The sequence below is a fragment of the Pseudoalteromonas xiamenensis genome, assembly GCF_017638925.1.
Lineage (GTDB): Bacteria > Pseudomonadota > Gammaproteobacteria > Enterobacterales > Alteromonadaceae > Pseudoalteromonas > Pseudoalteromonas xiamenensis.
This window is the reverse complement of sequence record NZ_CP072135.1, coordinates 515,605-540,254: the sequence shown is the minus strand read 5'-3', so window position 1 is coordinate 540,254 and position 24,650 is coordinate 515,605. Positions and strand designations below refer to the sequence as shown.

The window sequence follows — 24,650 nt, the reverse complement described above, 5'->3', positions numbered from 1 at the left end:
CTGGTCTTACGATCAGCCAACAAAAAACTCTTTTTTAATTTTTCCATTGTCCAAACTAATCCCCTCGGCTTGAAGTGCTTCTAACTGGCGTTGATAGCTCGATGTTCCAAATGGAAACGATATTTCTCGTTTACTGTTTACAATTCGAAACCATGGTAACGAAGAGTCCTTAGGTAAGTGTTTTAAAAGATAACCCACCGCCCGTGCATGCTTAGGTTGTCCCGCAAGTCGTGCGATATAGCCATAAGATGCGGTAAATCCTTCAGGTACGGACCCTATGGCGCTGTAGACTGCTACTTTAAACTCGTCGTTCATACTCGACACTCAATTTTTCAAATTCAGACCAAAGTGCTCTTGAAACTGGCCCATGGTGTTTATTCGGTTTTCTGAAAACATGGATTTTTGCAAAAAACTCATGCTGTTTATTGTGTATTTTTATTTGCTGCAACAACCCTGCTTCCAACTCAGTTTGGCAATGAGTGAGACTCATTAGCGCCCAACCGCATCCACTCAAAACAAAAGATTTTAAAGTATCAAGGTCGTCAACCTTCATTAAACTCGCGCCTTTGGCATAAGCGAGCCGCTCGCTGTCAAAACTGAAATCACTTTCAACCATAGCAAGGCACGGAAAATTCGTTAACGTTTCGTAATCAAGCGATTGAGGCATCAAGCCCGCTTTACAGACAATACCAAAAGAAATATCACCTATCGGCATTGAGTCAAAATCGCCGGTTGCGTGGAAAAGGTCAAACCACGGGCCGATACCAATATCTGCCACTCCCGTATTCACTTGTTCTAGCGCTGCAAATCGCTTGCCATTACTAATTACAAACTCCGTATTGGGAAACTGATGAAACACTTCTGAAATGACCGTTTGATAGGTTGGAGAATTGAAAATTGGCTGATAGCAAATTTGTACTTTAGGTTCGTTCCCAAGCGCCAACTCTTTCGCCAACGATTTCAAATGGGTATGGTTTGCGAGCAACATTTCGACTTCTTTATGAAAATGCCGCCCCTTTTCTGTCATCGTCAGTCTATACTGTGTTCTATCAAGCAGTTGAAAGCCGACTTCTTCTTCAAGTTTGCGAATGCTTTGGGTTAAAGCGGGTTGAGTTTTATGTAGTTTAATCGCCGCTTCACTTAAACTAGCTGACTTGGCGATGACATCGAGCATTTCTAACTGCGCTAACTTCATAATTAATATTTATGTTGTTTCTAAGTTCTAATAATTTTTAATTTATATCGAATTTTCGTATCCTCACGCAATACATTTCGACATGGAGTAACAAAAAAATGGCAGCAAAAATGTGGGCAATATTGCCTTTAATGGTGCTTTTAAGCGCCTGCCAAGATAAAGCCGTAGAAAACGAACACGTTGATATCGTAAGGCCTGTAAAACTTTTTACGGTTGACGGCTTATCAAAAGAAAACTTAAGACATTTTCCTGCTGAAGTCGTTGCAAACCAAGGTTCTTACCTAGCATTTCGCGTGAGCGGAGAGCTGTTGCAATTCCCTGTCCTAGCCGGACAACATGTTGAAAAAGGTCAGCTACTCGCCAAGCTGGACCCAAAAGATTTCCAACTTCAATTCGAAGAACGTAAGGCGCGTTATGAACTTGCACTTTCTCAGTTGTCACGTGTTGAAGCATTAAACAAACAAGGTGTAGCAAGTCAGGCCGAACTTGACCAAGCGAAAGCGAATAAAGAAGTTGCCGATTCGGCTCTAAAAATCGCTAAAACAAATCTAGAGAATTCGGAATTAAGAGCGCCATTTAGCGGTACAGTTGCTAAAGTATTCGTAAAGAACTTCGAAAATATCCAAGCAAAACAAAACATTTTGAGATTGGAAACTCGCGACTTAATGGACGTTGTAATACAAGTTCCAGAGAAATTAGTCGCGCGTGTGGACAAAGACACCGATTACCAACCTTCGGTTACATTTGACGGTTTCCCAGACAAAGCTTATAAACTCACCGTTAAAGAATGGGATACTCAAGCTGATCCTATTACCTTGACGTATAAAGTGGTGTTTTCACTCCCTGTGCCGAAAGATTTTAACCTGCTTGCAGGTATGACTGGTCATGTATATATCGATCTCAACAAAATTACGGCAGGTCAACAAGCTGCGCACATTGTTCCTGTTGAATCCGTTTTCTCAGAGCCAAATCAACGCCTAAAAGACAATGCCTACGTATGGGTGTATAACAATGAAACCCAAACCGTTCAAAAGCAAGCCGTTATGGTGGGTAAGCTTCACCAGCATGGTATTGAAGTCACTGATGGTCTTGAGAAAGGCCAAATCATCGTCGCGGCGGGCGTTCATCATCTTGAAGAAGGCTTAAAAGTAAGACCATGGCAGAAAGAGCGAGGCTTATAACCATGAGTCTTGCTAAATGGTCCATCGAAAACAAAGTCATCAGTTGGATGTTTTCTTTACTCCTATTGATTGGCGGTACCGTGTCGTATTTCGGTTTAGGGCAACTTGAAGACCCTGAATTCACACTCAAAAAAGCCATGATAATTACGGCGTATCCCGGTGCTTCACCTCAACAAGTTGAAGAAGAAGTCACCTTTCCTATTGAAAATGCAATCCAAGAATTGCCATACGTTGACTATGTGACGTCCATTTCAACTCCGGGTAAGTCACAGATTTCTGTTGAAATGAAAAGTACGTACCGTAAAAAGGATTTACAACAAATTTGGGATGAACTACGCCGCAAAGTAAACGACTTAACTCCTCGCCTGCCTCCAGGTGTTAAACCAAGCAAAATAATCGATGATTTTGCCGATGTATACGGAGTGCTTTACGCAGTAACCGGCGACGGTTATTCATATGACGAACTCAAAGACTACGTTGATTTTCTTAAACGTGAATTGGTTCTTGTAAACGGCGTCAGTAAAGTAACAGTTGCAGGTGAACAACAAGCTCAGGTTATCGTTGAAATATCCACGCAAAAAATGGCGCAATTGGGCATTTCGCCAAACACTATTTTCCAAATTTTACAGCAACAAAATACCGTTTCTAACGCAGGTAGTGTGCAGGTCGACAACGAATACATTCGTCTTCATCCAACCGGTGAATTCCAAAACGTCGAGGAAATGAAAAATCTCCTGATTTCAAAACCTGGAGCAAAAGAGCTGATTTATTTGGGCGATGTTGCAACGGTGAGTCGTGAGTACGCGGAAGTCCCAAGTCACATTACACGCTATGATCAAAAGCAAGCCTTATTAGTCGGTGTATCGTTTAGCTCAGGTGTTAATGTGGTTGATGTCGGCGCTCGAATAAAACAACACCTAGACGAACTAGAATATCAACGCCCTCATGGCATGGAAATCAGTACTGTTTACAACCAACCAAACGAAGTACAAAAATCAGTAGATGGCTTTATAGTCAGCTTAATTGAAGCCGTTGCAATCGTAATAATCGTATTGCTTATTTTCATGGGCTTTAAAAGCGGATTATTGATTGGCGGTATTTTGCTTTTAACCGTACTGGGTACGTTTATTTTCATGAAGCTTTTCCACATCGACTTACAGCGGATTAGTCTTGGCGCACTAATTATTGCTCTCGGTATGCTCGTCGATAATGCCATTGTTGTTACAGAAGGCATTTTGATAAATCTAAAACGTGGTATGAGCCGATTGGAAGCCGCGGTAAACATCGTTGCGCAAACAAAATGGCCACTATTGGGTGCAACGGTGATAGCAATTACGGCGTTTGCGCCAATTGGTTTAAGTTCTGACGCCAGTGGTGAATTTGCGGGCAGCCTTTTCTGGGTATTACTCATCAGTCTACTTTTGAGCTGGGTTACCGCTATTACACTCACGCCTTTCTTTGCAAGTTTATTGTTTAAAGAAACAAAAGTTGAAGAAGGCGCTGACATAGACCCATATCAAGGTGCTCTATTTAACGGTTATAAAGCCTTGCTTAGATTCACAATGAAGCACGGATGGTTAACCATCATCGCAATGGTTGTATTACTTGTCGTGTCTGTCATTGGCTTTAAATCCGTCAAGCAGTCGTTTTTCCCAGCATCGAACACACCAATGTTCTATGTAGACTATTGGAATTACCAAGGCGCTGACATTCGTGATACCGCGAAAAACGTCGCAGAACTTGAAGCCTTTTTATTGGAAGATCAGCTTGTCGAAGAAGTCACCTCAACAATAGGTCAGGGTGCACCTCGATTTATGCTGACCTACTCGCCAGAGAAACAATATCCAGCATTTGGGCAGCTAATTGTTCGCGTAAAAGACCGCGAAGCAGTTGCAACGATGATAGCTAAAGTCCGTGAATACGAACGTACTCATGTACTCAGCGCAAAACTAAAAGTAAAACGCATGGAAATTGGTCCATCAACCGATGCTAAAATTGAAGCGCGTTTTTCGGGGCCAGACCCTGTTGTGCTTCGTCAGCTAGCAAGTGAAGCAAAAGCCATTCTTCATAGCGATGCGAAAGCTTACAACATCCGTGATAACTGGCGTCAACGTACTAAAGTTATCCGTCCGCAATTTAATGAACAAAAGGCGCGTCGATTAGGCATATCCAAAGCCGACCTAGACCAATTGTTATTAACCAGTATGTCTGGCAAATCCGTTGGACTGTACCGAGATGGAACTCAATTGTTACCTATTATCGCTCGATCACCGGAAGAAGAGCGACTGAATGTTGAAAATCTCCCTGATTTACAAATTTTTAGTCCAGTTTATGGTGTATTTGTCCCTGTAACTCAAGTCGTTGATGGATTCGATGTTGTGTGGGAAGACCCTATCATTATGCGACGTGACCGTAAGCGCACTATCACGGTTATGGCAGACCATGATGTTATCGGTGACGAAACCCCAGCAAAACTCTTTGCTCGTGTGAAAACGGATATTGAAGCAATCAAGTTACCACATGGTTACGAGATGCAGTGGGGTGGAGAGTTTGAATCTTCATCTAAAGCTAAAAAAGCCATCTTCGGTTCACTGCCTGTAGGTTACTTAGCGATGTTTATGATCACCGTTTTATTGTTTAACTCGGTTAAACAACCTCTCGTGATTTGGGCGACCGTACCGCTTGCAATTATTGGTGTTTCTACAGGTTTGCTTGCGATGAATGCACCATTTAGTTTTATGGCGCTATTAGGTTTGCTGAGTTTATCAGGTATGTTAATCAAGAACGGTATTGTTTTGATGGATCAAATCAATCTAGAACTCGCCAGTGGCAAAGACCCATACCAAGCTGTTTTTGATTCTGGAGTTAGCCGCGTACGCCCAGTTTCAATGGCCGCAATTACAACAATACTCGGCATGATCCCACTGTTGTTTGATGTGTTCTTCCAATCAATGGCCGTGACCATCATGTTCGGGCTAGGATTTGCTACCGTACTGACGCTTGTAATTGTACCGGTACTTTACGCGCTGGTGTTTAAAATAAAACCGAGTCACTAAAATAGAAAAGGCCCAAACGGGCCTTTTTCTTTTCCAATCGAACTACGAATGTAGATTGGCTACTTTTTCAAACTAAGCGTACCTTGCTTGCGTGGACCAGCTGGTTTATCACTACCATTCGTCTTTTTAAACTTGCGTTCCTTTGGTGCATTACGTTCTTGTTTCTTATTTGTATTTTGAGGTTTGTCTTGTCGAGTGTCGTCACGGCGACGTTCAAAACGAGAAGGCTTCTCTTGCGCTTGTTGCTCTTGTTCGTCAACCTTGCTTAATATTTTTGCCTGCTTTACTTTCTTACTTTGCGGATTCTGCCAGTCGTCTCGTTTACGAGGGTCTACGCTACCTTCCGCCGTCTTTGCGGAATTTTCTACTGCCGAATCAATGACTCGGAGTTCACTATCCGTCAATAAGCGCCACTCTCCAGCACGCAAACCATTTAAATTGATGTTCATGATACGAACACGTTTAAGCGAAGTTACCTCGTAATTTAGGTATTCACACATGCGACGAATTTGTCTATTTAATCCTTGAGTCAGGATAATAGAAAAACGGTACTCGCCCATTTTTTTCACTTTACAGCGTTTTGTGATTGTTCCAAGAATTGGGATGCCACCAGACATCTTGTCGATGAAATGCTTATCAATTGGTTTATCGACTTCTACAACATATTCTTTTTCGTGGTTGTTCCCTGCACGCAGGATCTTATTAACGATATCACCTTCATTAGTCAGAAAAATTAAGCCTTCAGAAGGTCGGTCCAATCGACCGATAGGAAATATACGTTCGTGGTAGTTTACCGCTTTTACGATATTACTTTTAATTTTGCTTTCTGTGGTACACGTCACGCCAACAGGCTTGTTGTAGGCAATAATGACACGCTTAGGTTTCGCTTTTAAGGAACGCCCATCAACCAGCACTTCGTCTTCGTTACTGACTTTTGTGCCCATTTCTGCAATGTTACCATTTACTGTAACGCGTCCACTTTCAATAATTGCATCAGCCTCACGGCGTGAACAGTAGCCCGTCTCACTGATAAACTTGTTGAGACGTTTCAATTCCGTCATTTGGATTCTCTTTTAACCACAAAGTGGATATTGTAAACCAGAAAGGGAATCTAGATAAACTCAAGTTTTGTTAGTACAGAACAAAGAGAGAAGTTCACAGGCAAAAATTTACTTTATTGAGGAAAAGTCCCCTGATAACGCTCGCTAATCCGGCAGGCGAAACACCAAACGCAACTCAAACAGTGCCTTTTGAACTCCTTGGAGTTTCTTGTTTAAGGGCAGCCGTATTCAACCTTTGGTAATTCAACTTTATTTAACTCAACGAGAGCACCGCAATAAAAGATGTAACGTGAGCAATGCTGATTTGCGTCCTCAATCGTTAATCGATTATTTTGAAAGGAGAATTCAAGTTTACAATTGATGTCGTCTTCAGCCTCTCTTTGAGTATAAACGAGTTTATTCTCAACGTACTCCATACGTAGCGGACCATCAGAGCCTTCAACTGGCGAAGCAACATGACAAACGTGAAAATTAGCGCCCCAAATAAGACCCTCTACAAAATAGTCTCCGGAAGTTTTTACTATTTTTACGTAAGTAGTGCGAATCTCAGACTCTTCTGATGAAAAGCTGGTTATGTTTTCGTTTGCCAAATAACAACCATCCATTGAGTCAGCATAGACACATGGAACAAAAAGCAAACTTAAAAAAACCATGAATTTTAGCACTGCAACCTCATTACAAATTGCGCCCACAATAATGGACCGATAATCGATAGATAAACTAACAAACACTGCGCAGAAAGCCCTATAGAGGTATTCAGATGTCAAAATCAAACGATTTTTCATCCAGCTATTACGACAAGAGATCAATGACATCGTATGCCCGCAAAGTTTAATGCTTTAACTTCGTTTGGCATTTTCTTACGCACGATGTTGTGAAAAGTATAATAACCTTCGGTGTGATAAAATTAATTATCTAAATGGACTTTCTTTTTAGCCACCGAGTTAGGCACCATTCGAGCGGTCCTTGCTTAAAGAATTTCAGGTAAACATACGCTGTAATTACTTGCAAACTGACGACCAATGTCGCTAATAAAACGTAGTTGATTAGGTCAAACGTCATCACCCATTCAGGAAAGAAGTAACGAAATAGAGCAACGCCTATCACACTTTGAGTTATGTATATGGTCAAAGCTAGTTTCCCGCAAGATTCGAGTACTTTTGCGATAACTGATTTACGTTTCAACAACCAGAAAATCACCGCGATATAAACGACGGAAGTAAACAACGCGGAAAGCCAATTTAAGGCTTCAGCACTTGCTTGAAGCCGTGCGTTCCCTGATAGACTGAACATAACAACAAGTGCAGAGAACATAATCGCTAAAATACCAGAAAGCCCCGTTACATCGCTTGGAAAGCCATTTTTGAACCATCCTTTTTGCCATGCCCCTAGACCAATTCGCATTAGTGCTAAGGTATACCAAAGAGTAAGAAATGGGAGGATCACCAACATAATAAAGAAGTTTTTTGCGTTCTCTAAAATAAAACTGCCTTCGTTTGAATATAAACTCTCATAGGCTTCTATAAACTTGGCACCGTCTCGGCTAAAAGGGAGTCTCAGGTTCCGTCGCCGTGGCAACAAACAAAACCAAGGACATGACGACGAGAAGTATAAAGCCCTCTCTAAGGTTCTTTTCACCAGATTCTTCTAAATACCTGACAAGTAACAAACCAGCACAGCCATATGCAAAGAGTATGTCACCTGCCCAAATAAAAAGTCCGTGCAAAAAACCTAGAACGATGAGCGCGCGATTGCGATTTTGAATGCGAACGGTCGAACCATATTTTTCGAATTGAAGCGCTATAGCACAGCCAAAGAGAAGACAGAAAAGAGTACGAAATCGACCGTCTATGAACACATTGATAAAGCTTGATATCCACGCATCAAGAGGATGCGCTTCCCATTTAGACACATATCCCCATTCAAACAACCCAAAATATGGAAGGTTCATCAAAAATAAACCCAACACCGCGAAACCTCGCAATGCGTCGAGTTGAGAATATCGTGTCATAAGTTCCTTTATATTCGGTCTTTATACATGTCCGCCCATCGAATTGAAGCTTGATGAAAATCAGGCAAACAATCGTCACTTAGGTTTAATAGCATGCAGGCTTCTTGTAATGCCCACCAGCTTCCTTTTTCATAAGCGCGAACCACATTTAAAATATAATAAAGGAAATTTGGTTTTCCCAAAAGCGCCTCTTGAATTGCCTCAGGAAACGGCAGTTTGTTTATCACCACTTCCATAGGCTTGTCTAAAATAGCGTCGAGCAATGAGAACAAGCCGACAAGAAATGCCGAGTTGGAATTCGTCGGCATCAGTTTCTTTGCTATTAATTCACAGAATCGTGATCGGACGATACTTAAGCGAGTCAATTCAGATGGTTTCATATGGGCGACATGTGCGGTCATTATTAGACCAACAAATTTTCTCACTCTGTCGTCACCTAGATACACCAAAGCCTGCTTTAATGATTCAATTCGACTCTTAATCGGAAAGACACCTGAATTAATGAGTCTTAACAACTTGTACGCAAGCGCCGTGTCCTGCGCAAACAACTCCGCAATTTTATTGATATTGATGTTAGGTCTTAACACTTCAGAATAAATCAACAACGCGATAGCGTAATTGACATCAATATCGTTTTGTTCAATGACTCTGGGCTGGGCGAAGAAATAACCTTGGAAAAAGTTGAATCCCATCGATTTCGCTTGTTCAAACTCTTCCAATGTCTCCACTTTTTCGGCTAAAAGCTTGAGATTTTTTCTTTGTTTTAGATCCTCTACTTCAGCTTTAATGTCTGATAGTGGCGTTGCCATAATATCAAACTTGATTAAGCGAATAAGTTTAAGAAACGGTTCCCAGTCTTTAGAATAAACAAAATCATCGAGCGCCAAACGATAATCACTGTGAAACAGCGATCGCACAAGCTCGTAATTTTCAGGTGTTGGGTGGATCGTTTCTAATAATTCGAGAATGACGTCTTTAGAAGGGAGAAAATAGCTTAACTCTTGTTTAAGAGAATCGGGACCAATGTTGATAAGGGCCTTTTTGCCCGATGTGAGATAACGAGTACCAAGGTTGAGCTGATTATCCATGATAAGGCGAGCTGTGGCTCTATCATCAGAAATATTCGGAAAACTATTGCTTGTTCCATCTCTAAATAATAACTCGTAGGCAACCACTTGCTGCTTTTTATTGAAAATCGGCTGACGCGCGACAAATACCTTCAAGTTAGGCTCCTTCGTTGAAGCAAAACATCCATACACAACTAGAATAGCTCAAGAGCGCTCGACCTGTGCAGAAATGCAAATGTGCAATACTTTTGTTTATTATTTTTTTTGCATTTTAAACCTAAAATCGTAATTTTGAAACTAACTCATTAAATTAACACGAATTTCATGCATAAATCAGAAAGAAGTATTATCTATAACTTGCTATATTTCCAAACATGAAACAGAAAAAAGAAAAATTGGATGAAGGCGTTAACATCGCCTCCATCCTTAATTTTAATGATAGAGTAAATGAAGGTATTGTTCAGCGATGAAATGCCATTCGAATCGCTGTGATTGAGCTGAGTCCTTTATGTGTTGATAGCGCTCATTGTTCTGCGCGGCATCATTTACTGCTTCCTTGAAAACCTCAATAAGGTTATGCACTTGCTCATCAATATTATAACCAGAGAAAGTGTAACCCGTAGCGCCATGTTTTACGGTGTCTGCCAGTCCACCGACTTGATGCACTACGCAAGGCTGGCCTGCACGCATCGCTAACATTTGGCTTATTCCACAAGGTTCAAATGAGGAAGGCATTAAAAAAATATCGCCCAGATGGTAGAGCATGTCACCTATGCCTTGCCCATAACCATTTAAAAACAGGACGTTCTTATGGCGTGCCATCACTTGAGTAAACAAGTACTCGATATGCCCGTCACCTGAGCCTAAAATAACCATTCTGCCATCACATTGACTAACGACATCTGCGAGCGCATCTAAGGTGATACCTGAGTTCAATGGTTGCCTTAATAAAAACGCTTTTTGGTCAGTTAATCTCCCAACACTGGTGATTAACGGACCTGAGAAGTCTTCTTTAAGCCATTGCGAAATACGTTGGTGTGCGATGTAATAAGTCGACTTTAATTCACCAAATTTCGCCATCCAACGGAATATCTGTTCCTCGGATTGCCCGAGAAAATCAGCTAAGGTCTCTGTACCTGGACTTCCAGTAGAATAGTCACACCCGTTAATTATTCCCGCTAATTTGCCGACATGACTTGCTTCTTGCATATCAACTTCAAGTCGCTCTCCGCCAAAAAATCCGTGCTCAGGTACACTTGGGTTCATGACTTCTTTTGCGTAAGTTGGCGAAACAACGTGTACTTTGTCGCACAATTGAATGCCCGCACGCATAGGGTTATAACAATGCGGAGCACTGTGATCGCAGATAGAACGACCGTCGTAACTCAACGTTGGAAACCACGCTTCCAAACTTGAGTCATCCCCTTTGAACGGTCGTATTCCCTGAAGCGCCAAGTTATGTACGGTATAAACGAGTCGTTTACTCGCCAAATGTTCAAATCGACGGCTAAAACGTGCTAACGTCGCGACTGTCGCAGCATGCCAATCGTGTAAATGCACTACATCCGCATCAGGGATTAATTTGTGCTCAAGTACCTCACATACGGCAGCGCTGAAAAAGGCAAATTTGGTCGCATCCGTTGCAAACGGACGAAACCCTTCGTCATTACAATAAATATCGCCACCATGCTGGCTAAATAATGAGTGACCCACAACGTACTGCGATACATTGCATCCGACCGAGGACACTTTCCAGAGTGTTGCTGTTTCTAAATGCTGACGAAAAGGGACTGCAATATCAGCAACAAACTGGCGTGTTAACGACGTTTGTCCATAGTCCGGGACGATGACGCTAACCTGATGTTCAAAACCAGCAAGCGCTTTAGGGATGTCTCTGACAACATCCGCAACGCCTCCAACTTTGCAATTTGGCAGCGCATCATTTTCCGCTGCCACCATAACTATATGCATATTTTGCCTTACTACGCGCTTTTTAATGCCTTGTTATCTTTCGATTTTTGTTTTAGGGCTGTCATCATATCTCGAGTGACTAGCACAATACCCTTTTTACTCACTCTGAAACCATTGTGCAAATCTTCTTGCTCATCATAGCCAATTCGCATGCCTTCGGGAATGTGGCAACTCCTATCAATAATGGCATTTCTAATTTTACAATGGCGACCGATCACCACGCCTGGTAATACCACTGATTTTTCGATTTCACAGTAAGAGTGAACATGAACATTTGAAAATAGTAACGATTTACGCACCACCGAACCAGAAATAATACAACCACCTGATACTGTTGAGTCCACGGCCATCCCACGTCTATCATCGTCGTCGAAGATGAACTTAGCGGGAGGAAGCTGCTCTTGGTACGTCCAAATAGGCCACGTTGGATCGTACAAATCGAGTTGCGGTTCAGGCATCACGAGTTCCATGTTGGCTTCCCAGAATGAATCTAATGTTCCTACGTCACGCCAATAAGGTTGCCCCTCATGTCGAGGATCGCGGAATGGGAAAGCGTAAACGTGATGTTCTTCGATTATCGCAGGAATGATATCGTGCCCGAAATCACGGCCTGAACCTTCTTTTTGCGCATCTTTTCGAAGCTGCTCAAACAGAAATTCGGTGTTAAATACGTAGTTACCCATCGACGCCAAACAAACACCTGGTTTACCAGGGATAGCGGTTGGTTCTTTGGGTTTTTCGTCAAAACGACGCACGCGTTTATCTTCGTCAACGGTCATTACGCCAAACGTTCCAGCAGCTTCTTCACAAGGAACTTCAATACAACACACAGTCATGTCTGCACCAGTTTCTACGTGTTTTGCAAGCAATGCACCGTAGTCCATGCGATAGACGTGATCGCCGGATAAAATCATAACAAATTTAGGTAATTCATGACGAATGATATCCATATTTTGGAATACCGCATCAGCTGTACCACAGTACCATTCATCACCATAGCGTTGTGATGCTGGCAAAATCTCGACAGATTCGCCAAGTTCCTTCTTAAAATGGCCCCACGCTCGATTAACGTGACGAATTAAACTATGAGACTTGTATTGCGTCGCAATACCTACACGGCGGATACCAGAATTAATACAATTAGACAGTGGAAAATCGATAATACGATGTTTACCACCGAAATAGACAGCTGGTTTAGCACGCCAATCCGTTAACTCATGGAGTCTAGAACCTCGGCCTCCAGCCAAAATAAGCGCATAAGTTTCCCTAGTTAAATTACTGATATATCGGTTTGCATAATTAGGCATATATTTTCTCCATTATCCTGCTTTGCGCTTTCACTACATGGGTGACAACCGCCAAATCTCATCACTGTATTGTTGTATTGTTCTATCGCTTGAAAACTCGCCACTCGCAGCCGTATTTAAAATGCTCATTCGAGTCCAAACGTTTTTATCTAAATAGGTAAGTGCCGCTTGCTGTTGCTGTTCAACATAAGAGGCAAAATCGTACGCAACTATCCATGGATCGTTCGGGCTTCGTATTGCGCTAATGATGTCGTCGAAAAGACCCTGCTCGAACAAATTGAAGTGCCCACTTTCAAGCAATGCCATGACTCGATTAAGGTTTTCATCTTGTGCAATTAGTTGATTTGGGTTGTAGGCGGCCCGAATTGCAGAAACTTGCTCTGACTGAGCGCCAAACAAAAAGAAGTTTTCAGAACCTACTGCGTCTCGAATTTCAATATTCGCACCGTCCAGCGTACCAATGGTAATCGCACCATTCATCATGAACTTCATGTTACCCGTACCAGACGCTTCTTTACCTGCTGTTGAAATTTGCTCGGACAGATCAGTCGCAGGACATATGAGTTCCATTGCGGAGACGTTGTAATTCGGTAGAAATGCAACACGAAGTAGTCCATTCGTTCGTTCGTCACTGTTCACGACATCGGCAACACTATTGATTAGTTTTATTATCTTCTTCGCCATGTAATAACCGGGTGCTGCTTTGCCGCCCAATAACACACAACGAGGAACGAAATCTTTGATGTCGCCACGCACAATTCTGTCGTATAAGTGGATCACGTGAAGAATGTTTAATAGCTGACGTTTATATTCGTGGATACGTTTAACCTGCACGTCAAACATCATGGTTTCGTCAAATTCCACACCCGTTTTCGCTCGCACAAAACCAGCCAGTCTCGCCTTGTTATCTTGCTTAACGTTGCGCCATTTTTCTTGAAATACCTCGTCATCAAAATAACGGCGTAGTTGACTAATTTGGTCAAAGTGTCTGACCCAATTAGGTCCTATATACTCAGTGATCAATTCACTTAGCGAAGGATTACACTGGGCAAGCCAGCGTCTAGGTGTAACGCCATTCGTTTTGTTATTAAACTTTTCAGGCCATAGCGCGTAGAAGTCTTTAAACAAACCTCGTTCGAGTAAGTCGGTGTGGAGTGCCGCAACACCATTAACAGAAAACGAACCAACAATCGCTAGATAAGCCATACGAATGTGCTGTACTGGGCCTTCTTCAATAATTGAAAGTGTACGCTGCATATCAACGTCACCAGGCCATTGACGTGCGACCAAACTTAAAAACCGTGCGTTAATTTCGTATATTATTTCAAGTAGTCGCGGTAAAAGCTTTTCAAAAAGTGGTACTGACCACCTTTCTAGCGCTTCCGGTAACAACGTATGATTTGTGTAGGCCATTGTCTTTGTTGTTATGACCCAAGCTTCGTCCCATTCGAGTTCATATTCGTCAATCAGAAGTCGCATTAATTCCGCAACGGCAATGCTTGGATGGGTGTCATTTAATTGGAAAACGTGATGTTCAGCAAAATCTTTAAAATTATGCCCGTTTTGGTTTACCCACGTTAATAATATGTCTTGCAGACTGGCGCTTGATAAAAAGTATTGTTGGCGCAGTCTCAGTTCTTTACCGTTTTCGCTACTATCATTCGGATACAAAACCATTGTGATTTGCTCAGCAAGGTTTTTCTTGGCAACGGCTTCGGAATAACTGCCTGCGTTAAACTCTGAAAGGTCAAACTCATCTGTCGCTTCTGATTTCCAGAGTCGAAGCGTATTCACGACTTCATTACGGTAGCCCGGGATTGGCACATCATACGGTACGGCTAGGACATCTTGAGTGTTTGCCCAAACTCGATGTTCGCGTCCATCTTTATCTTTATGCGTTTCAATGTGTCCGAAAAACTTCACCCGAACAGCTTGCTCCGGTGCGCTGAGCTCCCAAGGATGGCCTTCTCGCAACCAATTGTCGGGTTGCTCAATTTGATTACCGTGGTCAATGATTTGATTAAACATACCGTATTCATAGCGAATACCATAGCCAAGTACAGGTAAGCCAAGCGTCGCACAACTATCTAAAAAACACGCAGCAAGACGCCCTAAGCCACCGTTGCCTAAGCCAGCATCGTGTTCAGCTTCTTGCACTTGCTCAAGTGAAGTGCAGTATTGTTGCAACGCATTTCGCGATGAATCGGTTAAATCAAGATTAAGGAGCGCATTTCCTAGTGCTCGCCCCATCAAAAATTCAAGCGATAGATACGCCGCTTTTCGCGTTTTTTTACTTCTTAAATGCTGTCTAGTCGCGCGGCATCGAGCAACGAGTCTATCTCGAATCGTTAACGCTAACGCGTTGTATAAATACAGATGCGATTCACCAACTTTATCTCGACCTAATGTGTAATAGAAATGGCGCGTTAAATCATCAACTAATGTGTTTTCGTCTATCTTAGGTGCATCGAGCCAATGTTTTACGATACAAACGTCTTGATTAGCTTGAGGGGTTGTTGGGGCATTCGACTTTTTGCTCATTTCAGTTCCTCATTCTTTGCCGTGAAGAGCCAACTGCTCTTCGCTTCGATTTGTAGATTCGCTTGTGGTGGTAATGTGATATTCGAATTGCTGGTTGAGATGGCAAATTGCCATGTCGCATCGACCGGACACGAAGGAAGTGTGAGATTCAACAAACTGTCCCCTGCATTCAAAACGATCAACACCGCTTGATTAAGCTTTTTATCTAGTAGTGCACATATCAACCACTTACGATTTGACTCATGCCAATTTTCTTGATTCATCAGCTCGCCACTTTCCGTATACCAGTTAACTCCAAACCGCGGATGGTTTGGATGAACGAAAAATGGATTAGAAAAGAGTGAAAACTGCCTACGGATCTTGAGCACATCGTGAATGAAGAAGCTCAGTGCATGGCCCTTTTGAGCCGTTTTCCAAGCTAACCAACTAGAAATATTGTCCTGACAATAGGCATTATTGTTACCGCCTTGCGAATGTCCAAATTCGCTGCCAGCACTTATCATGGGCACACCTTTTGAAATTAGGAGTGTCAGCAATGCATTTTTTTGCATTTTTAGACGAAGCGCATTGATATTGGGATCACTTGAAAAACCTTCGACACCGCAATTGAAAGAGAAGTTTTCACTGTGCCCATCACGGTTTTGCTCTCCATTGGCTTCGTTGTGCTTTTGCTCATAACTCACCCAGTCCGCGAGTGTAAAGCCGTCATGGCTTGTAATGAAATTAATGCTATTTAACGGACCACGAAGATTGTGTTCAAACACATCGTTTGAACCATGAATACGTTTTGCCAGTTCAGGCAAAATCCCATTATCACCTCGCCAAAAACGACGGACTGTATCTCTAAATTTATCGTTCCATTCACGCCATGGCGCGGTGAAAGCGCCTAGCTGATAACCACCAGGTCCAACATCCCAAGGCTCAGCAATGAGTTTCGATTTTTGTAAAATGGGGTCTTGCGCAATTGCTTGCAAAAACGCGTGATGTGGATTGAATCCACCTAAATTACGACCAAGAATTGTCGCTAAATCAAAGCGAAAACCATCTACTCCCATTACTTCAACCCAATATCGCAAACTGTCCATGACTAAACGTAGCGTGGCTGGATGATCTATGTTGATGGTATTTCCACATCCGGTATCATTTATGTAGGCGTCAGGCTTTCCTTCAACCGTTCGATAATAAACTCCATTATCGAATCCCTTAAAAGACAGCATAGGTCCATCAATGCCAGCTTCCGCAGTATGGTTAAAGACAACATCAACAATGACCTCAATGTTGTTTTGATGTAACTTTCGAACCATTTGCTGAAACTCAGCGATGTCCTGCCCCACCAAATACGCTTTGTGTGGAACGAAAAAAGAGAGAGTGTTGTAACCCCAATAGTTTTGGAGTCCTTTCGTGGTCAGAAATTGTTCACTAATAAATGCATGACAAGGAAGCAATTCAATAGCCGTTACACCCAGTTGCTTGATGTGGTCCATGAACGCTTCGTCACACAGAGCGAGATACTTTCCTCTTGTGCCTTCTGGAATTGCAAGATTTCGATTCGTTGCACCTTTAACATGTGTTTCATAAATCAGTGTTTTTGCCCAAGGGTGGTTAGGTCGCTCACCCTCGTATTTACTTAGCCAACGTACCCTACTTTTAGGCATGTCGATGGCGTTGTCAGTGATATTGAGTGTTCCAAGAGGCATATGGCAAAAATGACGTTCGCTCCACGTAAATTCACCATGCAAGTCCGTCGCATAGGGGTCCAAAAGTAGTTTATTGACATTAAAAAATAAGCCTTGCTCGGGTTCATACGGTCCGTCAACACGGAAGCCGTATAATGCCCCCTCATTGAGTGGGCTGACACGAATACTCCAAAAGCCCCCTTCATGCTTAACACAGGCAATACGAGCAACTTCGCTATGTCCACTTTGGTCAAACAAGCACAGCAATACACTAGATGCTCGAGGTGCATACACCGCAAAATTCACCCCATCTTGCCAAGGTGTAGGTCCGAGTGGCTTAGGTACTCCCCTTACAGACTTGATCATGATGCTACCCTGCCACCTTTCTCAGATAGAGTGTGGTAAGAGGCCCAATACTTAACTCAATACTATGCTCAAATCCATGACTTGTAACAGGCTTTGATTCGACCAGTTGCTGTGCATGTGAAACTGCAAGAACCCCAGAACCATAGAGCTGTTCATCATCCGTATTCAGTATTGTTTGATATACCCCAGATGAAGGAACCCCAATCCTGTAAGTATGGTGAACTGTGGGTGTAAAATTAGCGATAACCACCACAACTTCGCTCGCTTGCTTCCCGAATCGGATGAAACTGAGCATACTTTGCTCTGCATTATGGCAATCAATCCATTTAAACCCGACTGGCTTTGTATCGTTTTCATGTAAAGCTGGGATCGTACGATAGTGCTGATTCAGTTTTTTAACGAGTTCGAACACAGCGCGATGAGGTTCAGAATCTAACAGTGGCCAATTAAGTTGCCCGTTGTGGTTCCATTCTTCTCGTTGGGCAAGTTCTGCGCCCATAAACAAAAGCTTTTTACCTGGATGCGCAAACATAAACGCAAGATAAGCCCGAAGATTTGCGAATTGTTGCCAATCATCACCGGGCATTTTTGATAATAGCGACCCTTTTCCATGCACTACTTCATCGTGGCTTAAGGGCAAAATGTAATTTTCACTGTAAGCATAGGCCATCGAAAAGGTGATTTCGTGATGATGGTATTTTCTATGAATTGGGTCACGTTTAATGTAAGACAGCGAATCATTCATCCACCCCATATTCCACTTATAACCAAATCCGAGACCATTGTAATCGGTCGGTGCCGTCACACCAGGCCACGCCGTAGATTCCTCCGCGACCATCATTACTTGTGGACAATTAGCATAGCTTCTCGCATTGACTTTTTTAAGCATGCGATTGCACCGAGGTTTTCGCGCCCACCAAAACAATTTGGGATCCACTCACCTTCTTTACGCGAATAGTCGAGATAGAGCATTGAAGCAACTGCATCAACACGCAGCCCATCAATTTTGAACTCTCTTAGCCAATATTGTGCGTTACCAAGTAGATAAGACTGAACCTCGGGTCTGTCGTAGTTATAGATGTAGGTGTTCCAATCTGGGTGAAAACCTTGTCTCGCGTCCGCATGCTCGTACAAGTGAGTACCATCAAAAAGATGTAGACCATTTTCATCTGACGGAAAATGTCCTGGAACCCAATCCACGATTAGACCCAATTCAGCTTCGTGACAACGCTCTACGAAATAGGAAAAATCCTCAACACTTCCAAAACGGCTTGTTGGCGCAAATAAACCAACTGGCTGGTACCCCCATGAACCATCAAAGGGATATTCACTAACCGGCATTAACTGAATATGCGTAAAACCAAGCTCGTTAACATAGCTGACTAAATCATCCGCAAGTTCGCGATAGGTGAGATATCGATTACCTTCTTCTGCTCTTCTCTTCCAACTTCCTAAATGCACTTCGTAAATTGAAACGGGTGCGTCGACTGCGTTCTGCTTTTTCCGGCTTTCTATCCATTCCGCCGATTTGTCGGAGATAGAGACGAGCGGCTGCACGATGGATGCGGTGCCTGGCGATTGTTCCATTTTGAATGCGTATGGGTCGGCGCGTTCATATCGATTTAGATCACTTGCCAAAATACTGTATTTATAGGTCTCATTGGCACGCAGATTTGGAACAAAAAGCTCCCAAATTCCAGCCGCTGGATGAAATCGCATTGGATGAGCGCAGGCATTCCAGCCATTAAAATGACCAATGACCGACACAGCTTTGGCGTTGGGAGTCCACACGCTAAAACGAACACCGGATATCGAGTCTAACTCGACAAGATGCGAACCAAGTAACTTATAACTCGTTTCGAGGTTTCCTTCATTGAAGAGGTATAAATCGTGATGATTAAGCGATGTCCCAAAGCGATAAGGGTCTTCAAGGCTTACCTTTCCATTTTCATACTCTGCCTGTAATGTATACTTCTTAGCGTCAATTGAAACGTCCAACATCACAAAGAAAAGCGACGATTTAGCTACGCGTTGCATAACAAATTCTTGCGTACCAACACTCACACTGACATCAATAGCGGTTGGTAAGTATGCCCTGATTACATTGGTTTTAGCATCGAGCTTATGTAATCCCAAAAATGAAAATGGGTCTCGAAAACTGGCATGATTAAGCGCATCCAATTCAGCTTGCCACTCACCACTTTCCTCATTTTTTAGTCGGATGTTACCCATTCAATGTCCTTAATTCTTTTACTTCTTTTAGAAGCTCGAGCTTCTTATTAAAAATATCTTCGACCGAGTGGTTTAATTTTCTGCGCCAATTCGGAAACTCCAAGTTCGTTCCCGGCATATTTACTGGGACAGTGGCTTCATCAAGATCATCCAACTGGACAGTCAACAAGCGTGCATTTGATTTAGCGAGAATTTTAAGAAGGACCTCATACACCAACTCAGGCGAGCACAATGCTGTGACTTGATTACCACTGTGCTGATGGATCCAAGTACATAACTTAGCAATTTCTAATTGCCTTTCTTGTAACAACTCGTCTTTCTTTTGGTCATTTATAAGTGAATATTCATAGCGAAGTTCAATGTCTCTCGACTCCCACCAGCCATAAAACGGAGGGACGTCATGATTTGCTATCATGAGCAAGCTTTCTGTTCGATACGTGATGGGGTTGACGAATTGACCTAGGTGATCTTTTTCAAAATAAAAAAGAATGTTTGAAAAGATCCCTGACTCTTTTAGAGCCGCACGAACTTCCTCAGGCACGATACCCAGATCTTCGCCTATTAGCATGACGTTATTCAATTGAGACTCAATCAGCAATATAGAAAGCAGATGTTCAAATGGGTAATACATGTAGCAACCCGTGCGATGTCCATCTTCTTGAGTAAAACACCACCACAGTCGGCGGATAGCCATGACATGGTCTATACGTAAACCGCCTACGCCTTTCATGTTACTTTTTATTAGGCGACGAAAATAAGCATAGTTATCCAAGCTTAGATGTTTAGTATCGAGCGCGGGTAAGCCCCAATCTTGTCCATCTTCTGCCCAAGGGTCTGGCGGCGCACCAACATTTGCTCCATTCGCAAACAAATGCCTATATTCTCGGAACTCTTCGCCATCGTTCGCACACCCAACGGCTAGATCATTAATTAAACCAATCCCCATACCAACGCGTTCACACATGGTTTGACAATCATAAAGTTGTTTGTGCGCTAACCATTGATAAAAGTGACTTTGCGTCAATTCGTGTTCATTAATTTCAGAGGCAGCAACTACTGCGTAAGACAGGAATTCATTGTAGGCTCGCTCTTTCCTCTCAACATTCCACGTTAGATAATCTCGATAAAGTAGTCCTAACACTTCATACTTTATTTTTGACACCTCACTGTAGTCGATAAAAGATGCGCGTTTGATTGTCTGTGAAGCTTCCTCGACTATTCGCGACAATTGCGTCCCCGTATCCGTCGTAGCGAGCGCAACGGCTTCCACCAGATTGATGTAGAGCGGATTTAAAAAACAACGGTGATTTGGACTGTATGGGCTTGCTCTTTCAGGTTGATCTTCAAATAGCTCATGTAAAGGGTTCAGCAAGATGTAGTCGAGCTGTCCTCGGCTTTGTTGAATAAGTTGCTTCAGGTCCCCAAAATCCCCGATACCTAGATTACCTTTCTCGTTCAAACTATATAGCTGAATGGAAAGCCCTACTCGTTTATCTTCATCGTCAGCTCCAAAGGCTTCCGATGGGACAATCCAAAGCTCGGTCGGAAATTGCTCTCCTTTAAAAGTCAATTTTGCATTGTGATAACCGATTGGTATGGATGGAAGATGCAATCCGACTTCCACATAGCGAATATCATTGTAGCGATAATCACCGAGTACATCTGGTATTAGCTTCTGCTGCAGATTGATTTGAAGACTCGGGATTTCAAGTCCAATCAACATATCTAAATCTGATTCTGGAACTCGAACAGATAACCTAAAGTCCTTTTCTTTTACAAGCGAAACGTCAGTCACTGGCTTCAACCATTTCGCAATATCATGTTCAAAATTGTGTGCACTGAGAGCAACTATGTCAGACACGTCAATGTCACAACACCGCAAAGCCTGCTTACGTGTGTCATGGGAAAAATAAACGTGTTCACCTGTGTACTTAGTAAACTCACTACCAACACCATGTAGATACATGGCTTGTTCCAATACATCCATGGTGGAACCTTATTATCTAGCTGTGTTGACTAAACTGTTGTCTGTACCAAAATCATTCGGAATATAGTCGTCGGCAGCATGGTCGTTATCCCACACTTCGCCATCAATGAGGTATTTAAACAAGTACGCTTTATCAACTGGAAGACGTTGCTTCAAACGAAACAAGTTGTCCTTTTTGGAATACTTCATTTCGATAGGTTCCCACCCAGTGAATTCAGCGACCAATTCAACCTTTTCAGCAGATGGGCAAACGTGTTCGAAAGTCACTTCAGCTTCTTCTTTAGTTTTGAAAAAACGTTTAGTCAACATAACCAGCTCCAGAATAAACAAATAGTTCTTAATCACAGAGCCGTATACAGCCCAAAAACGGTTATCTGTGAGCTAATAAATGAGTAAAACAAACAATTGTTTACGCATTATGACAGTGCAAGAATGAAAAAATGCGCACCTGTTTGGTGCATGATTTACGGCAAGTTGCTCGATTTCTTCATTTTTCACATTTCCTTTGAACAAGAGCAATTGTTAGACCAACATGAGAGATTGCTTATTTAAACTAGTCGAGCATATTTTTACTGTAAAGTGAAAATAACTAAATTTTTCTACACACATGTCGATATTTTTTGGGGAGTTACGTTTGCTTTACTTAGGTTTATTGTAATGATTCGTTTATTTGCCCAAGTTTTAAAAAGCCATTTGGTGGAAAAATACAACTTGAAATTTGTTCTAGGATTAAATTTTTCTCATCGATTTGGGTTAATCTGGTAGAACATTGCAAAAAGACAAATTTGTGCTGTCAAAGAGACAAACTTTGGGGACATGGATCACAGAGTCCTAGATTGACAATTGCATTTCGATAAACAATAGATGCTAAATTTAAGTACAAACACACCATCCCGAAACATGAAAAACAAGGTTAGAAAAATGGTCTGTAATAATATGTTATTAGGTCTATTAAGCTTTAGGTTATATACTTCAGCTAGCCTTATGTTTGTATTGCTAGACAAGTTGATTCGCACATTGATTGGTAAAGTAGCACACCATTTTTTCGCTTAGAAAGGGTTTAAATTGAGTAAGTTGGTATTAAAACGAAGTATTCTAATAACAGGTCTATTTTTCTCGGTCCTGCTGATTTTCAATTCTGTTTTAATTGCAACATTAGCTAACTCCACTGAAAGTGTAACAGCGCCTCACCAAATTCATATCCCAGTGCAATCACTCCAGCAAAATCACTTCAGTGAAGCTCGTTCGTTTTTCAATGTCCACTACATCAACGATAAACAAACGCTCTATTTTTTAGTAAGTAAAGACGAAAGTGAGTTCGTTATTGTTCCTGCAAATATCGCAATTATATCCACGTTGCTCGACCCTGTTTTTTTATTGTTAACGCTATTCTTTACGGCTGGTAGTATTTATCTTCACCGCTTGTTCAATCACGAAGAACAAACAATTGAGCATGAAGACAAAATAACAGAAACCCTCAATCACTTTTTTTTATCTCAAGGAATTACGAAAAACCAAACGCTTTCTAGCCCTATAGAAAATAAATATTGCGATGACCTCGAACAATTGCTTCTAAAATCTACAGAACGTTTTTCTCAGTTACAATTTCAGTCGACCTACCTTCATCATCAAGACAAACTCACGCTATTAATTGATAGGCACGCCTTCCTCAAGCATTTAAGTAGAAAGCTTATGCTTGCAGAACGCTCAAAATCCAAGTGTGCACTTCTGTTTATCGATTTAGATGGCTTTAAACAAGTTAATGATTCATTTGGCCACAGTTATGGTGATGAAGTGCTAATTAGCGTCGCCAAACGGCTAAACGAAATAACGCGACGTCATGAGATTAGTGATTTAATTACAGTTAACGACAATGAAGTTGACTATTGCCTATCCCGTTTAGGCGGTGATGAGTTTTCTATTTTCATAGACGAATTCGACAATCAAGACAAATGTGTTCAAATTGCACAAGACGTATTAAATGCGATCGAAACTGACTTTGATATAGGCAATAAAATAATCAAAATTAGTGCGAGTGTTGGTATCGCAACGTACCCTGATTCTGCCGCAACACCACAGTCATTACTACAAATGGCGGATGTTGCGATGTATAGAGCAAAAACAGATGGCCGCGGTATCTTCAAAATCTATTCACCAGAGATGAGCAGCAAGCTTCGACGGTATCACTATTTAGTTGAAGAGTTACGCCTTGCACTTGCGTCTCACAACTTTTTTCTCACCTTTCAGCCTATTGTTCATGTTGGTGATTGCACGATTGATTATTTTGAAGCATTAGTTAGATGGCATCATCCTGTTGAGGGTTACATTACGCCAAGTGAATTTATTCCGATTGCTGAAGAAACAAATATCATTTTGGAGCTAGGCGATTGGATCATGTACGAAGCTTGCGCCCAAATGAGCGCTTGGTACTACGCTGGAATGAAAAAGGTAAAAATGTCGGTAAACGTTTCAGGTGTCCAATTACGCCACAGAAAACTCTATAGTTGGGTCTCCGATATTCTAGCTAAAACTAAATTGCCAGCCTCTTCACTGATGCTTGAAATCACTGAAACCACGCTCATAAAAGCAAGTTCCCATATCATTGAAGAGTTGGAACAATGTCGTGCGGCAGGCATTATTATTGCGATTGACGATTTTGGTACTGGTTTTAGTTCATTAAGTACCCTAGCTGATTTGCCCATTGATGTCATAAAAATAGACAAACAGTTCATATCTTCGGCCCATGACAGCATCAAGTATTTCAAAATTCTACAATCAATTAGCGAGACTCGGAAAAGACTTGGGGCTAAAGCTTGTTGCAGAAGGTGTTGAACGTACTGAACAGTTCGAGCTGGTTAAGCAACTCGGAATAAGCTGCGTGCAGGGATACCTTGTAAGTCAACCTCAATCATCGACCCGTGTTAACAACAAAGTACTCAAAGCTAACGTTAACAATGTAGCGCTTACAGGCACAAGCGTCTGGTTACCTGAATAGCATT

At 42.1% G+C, this 24,650-nt stretch carries 15 protein-coding genes and 2 pseudogenes; 3 read left to right on the top strand and 14 right to left on the bottom strand.

The genetic code is table 11. The features are described 5' to 3' along the window. Positions 1–12: 12 nt before the first annotated feature. The gene (locus J5O05_RS20140) at positions 13–315 is read right to left on the bottom strand and encodes an MGMT family protein (protein WP_208844741.1); all 303 of its coding nucleotides are present in this window, start codon (positions 313–315) and stop codon (positions 13–15) included. Next, a complete protein-coding gene (locus J5O05_RS20135) occupies positions 299–1,195 on the bottom strand; it encodes a LysR family transcriptional regulator (protein ID WP_208844740.1) in 897 nt (298 codons plus the stop codon). The genes J5O05_RS20140 and J5O05_RS20135 overlap by 17 nt, the downstream gene beginning before the upstream one ends. Before the next feature lie 98 nt (positions 1,196–1,293). On the opposite strand from J5O05_RS20135, the gene J5O05_RS20130 reads away from it, so the two are divergent. Next, positions 1,294–2,376: an efflux RND transporter periplasmic adaptor subunit gene (locus J5O05_RS20130; protein WP_208844739.1), complete on the top strand. Its 1,083-nt coding sequence runs from the start codon at positions 1,294–1,296 to the stop codon at positions 2,374–2,376. A 2-nt stretch (positions 2,377–2,378) separates the two neighbouring features. Further along, positions 2,379–5,432: an efflux RND transporter permease subunit gene (locus J5O05_RS20125; RefSeq protein ID WP_208844738.1), complete on the top strand. Its 3,054-nt coding sequence runs from the start codon at positions 2,379–2,381 to the stop codon at positions 5,430–5,432. A 59-nt stretch (positions 5,433–5,491) separates the two neighbouring features. Here the strand turns inward: J5O05_RS20125 and rluF are convergent, their stop codons facing one another. The 12 genes and pseudogenes from rluF to J5O05_RS20065 form a co-directional block, all read right to left on the bottom strand. Further along, positions 5,492–6,493 (bottom strand): 23S rRNA pseudouridine(2604) synthase RluF, encoded by a 1,002-nt coding sequence (rluF, locus tag J5O05_RS20120; RefSeq protein ID WP_208844737.1) that lies wholly within the window; start codon positions 6,491–6,493, stop codon positions 5,492–5,494. 212 nt (positions 6,494–6,705) lie between these two features. Next, positions 6,706–7,308 carry a hypothetical protein gene (locus J5O05_RS20115; RefSeq protein ID WP_208844736.1) on the bottom strand — a complete coding sequence of 201 codons (603 nt, stop codon included), beginning with the start codon at positions 7,306–7,308 and terminating at the stop codon, positions 6,706–6,708. Between the two features lie 100 nt (positions 7,309–7,408). Beyond that, on the bottom strand, positions 7,409–8,071 hold the full coding sequence (locus J5O05_RS20110) for a DUF418 domain-containing protein (RefSeq protein ID WP_208844735.1): 663 nt from the start codon (positions 8,069–8,071) through the stop codon (positions 7,409–7,411). Further along, a complete protein-coding gene (locus tag J5O05_RS20105) occupies positions 8,037–8,504 on the bottom strand; it encodes a DUF418 domain-containing protein (RefSeq protein ID WP_208844734.1) in 468 nt (155 codons plus the stop codon). Before J5O05_RS20105 ends, J5O05_RS20110 begins: the two co-directional genes overlap by 35 nt. Before the next feature lie 8 nt (positions 8,505–8,512). Further along, positions 8,513–9,727: an EAL and HDOD domain-containing protein gene (locus J5O05_RS20100; RefSeq protein ID WP_208844733.1), complete on the bottom strand. Its 1,215-nt coding sequence runs from the start codon at positions 9,725–9,727 to the stop codon at positions 8,513–8,515. Positions 9,728–10,003: 276 nt separating this feature from the next. Further along, entirely contained in the window at positions 10,004–11,542 is a 1,539-nt protein-coding gene (locus tag J5O05_RS20095) for a glycogen synthase (RefSeq protein WP_208844732.1), read from the bottom strand. 11 nt (positions 11,543–11,553) lie between these two features. After that, complete coding sequence (gene glgC, locus J5O05_RS20090) at positions 11,554–12,849, bottom strand: glucose-1-phosphate adenylyltransferase (RefSeq protein ID WP_208844731.1); 1,296 nt, start codon at positions 12,847–12,849, stop codon at positions 11,554–11,556. A 33-nt stretch (positions 12,850–12,882) separates the two neighbouring features. Beyond that, entirely contained in the window at positions 12,883–15,390 is a 2,508-nt protein-coding gene (locus J5O05_RS20085) for a glycogen/starch/alpha-glucan phosphorylase (RefSeq protein WP_208844730.1), read from the bottom strand. Next, entirely contained in the window at positions 15,387–17,432 is a 2,046-nt protein-coding gene (gene glgX, locus J5O05_RS20080; protein WP_208844729.1) for a glycogen debranching protein GlgX, read from the bottom strand. Before glgX ends, J5O05_RS20085 begins: the two co-directional genes overlap by 4 nt. A 4-nt stretch (positions 17,433–17,436) precedes the next feature. Beyond that, positions 17,437–19,664: pseudogene (glgB, locus tag J5O05_RS20075) on the bottom strand (1,4-alpha-glucan branching protein GlgB). Next, the gene (gene malQ / locus J5O05_RS20070) at positions 19,657–21,651 is read right to left on the bottom strand and encodes a 4-alpha-glucanotransferase (protein WP_208844728.1); all 1,995 of its coding nucleotides are present in this window, start codon (positions 21,649–21,651) and stop codon (positions 19,657–19,659) included. Before malQ ends, glgB begins: the two are co-directional and overlap by 8 nt. Before the next feature lie 12 nt (positions 21,652–21,663). After that, positions 21,664–21,960, bottom strand: a complete 297-nt coding sequence (locus J5O05_RS20065) for an isoamylase early set domain-containing protein (RefSeq protein WP_208844727.1) — start codon at positions 21,958–21,960, stop codon at positions 21,664–21,666. Positions 21,961–22,845: 885 nt separating this feature from the next. Here J5O05_RS20065 and J5O05_RS20060 point away from each other — a divergent pair. Then, positions 22,846–24,646: pseudogene (locus J5O05_RS20060) on the top strand (putative bifunctional diguanylate cyclase/phosphodiesterase). Positions 24,647–24,650 lie beyond the last annotated feature (4 nt).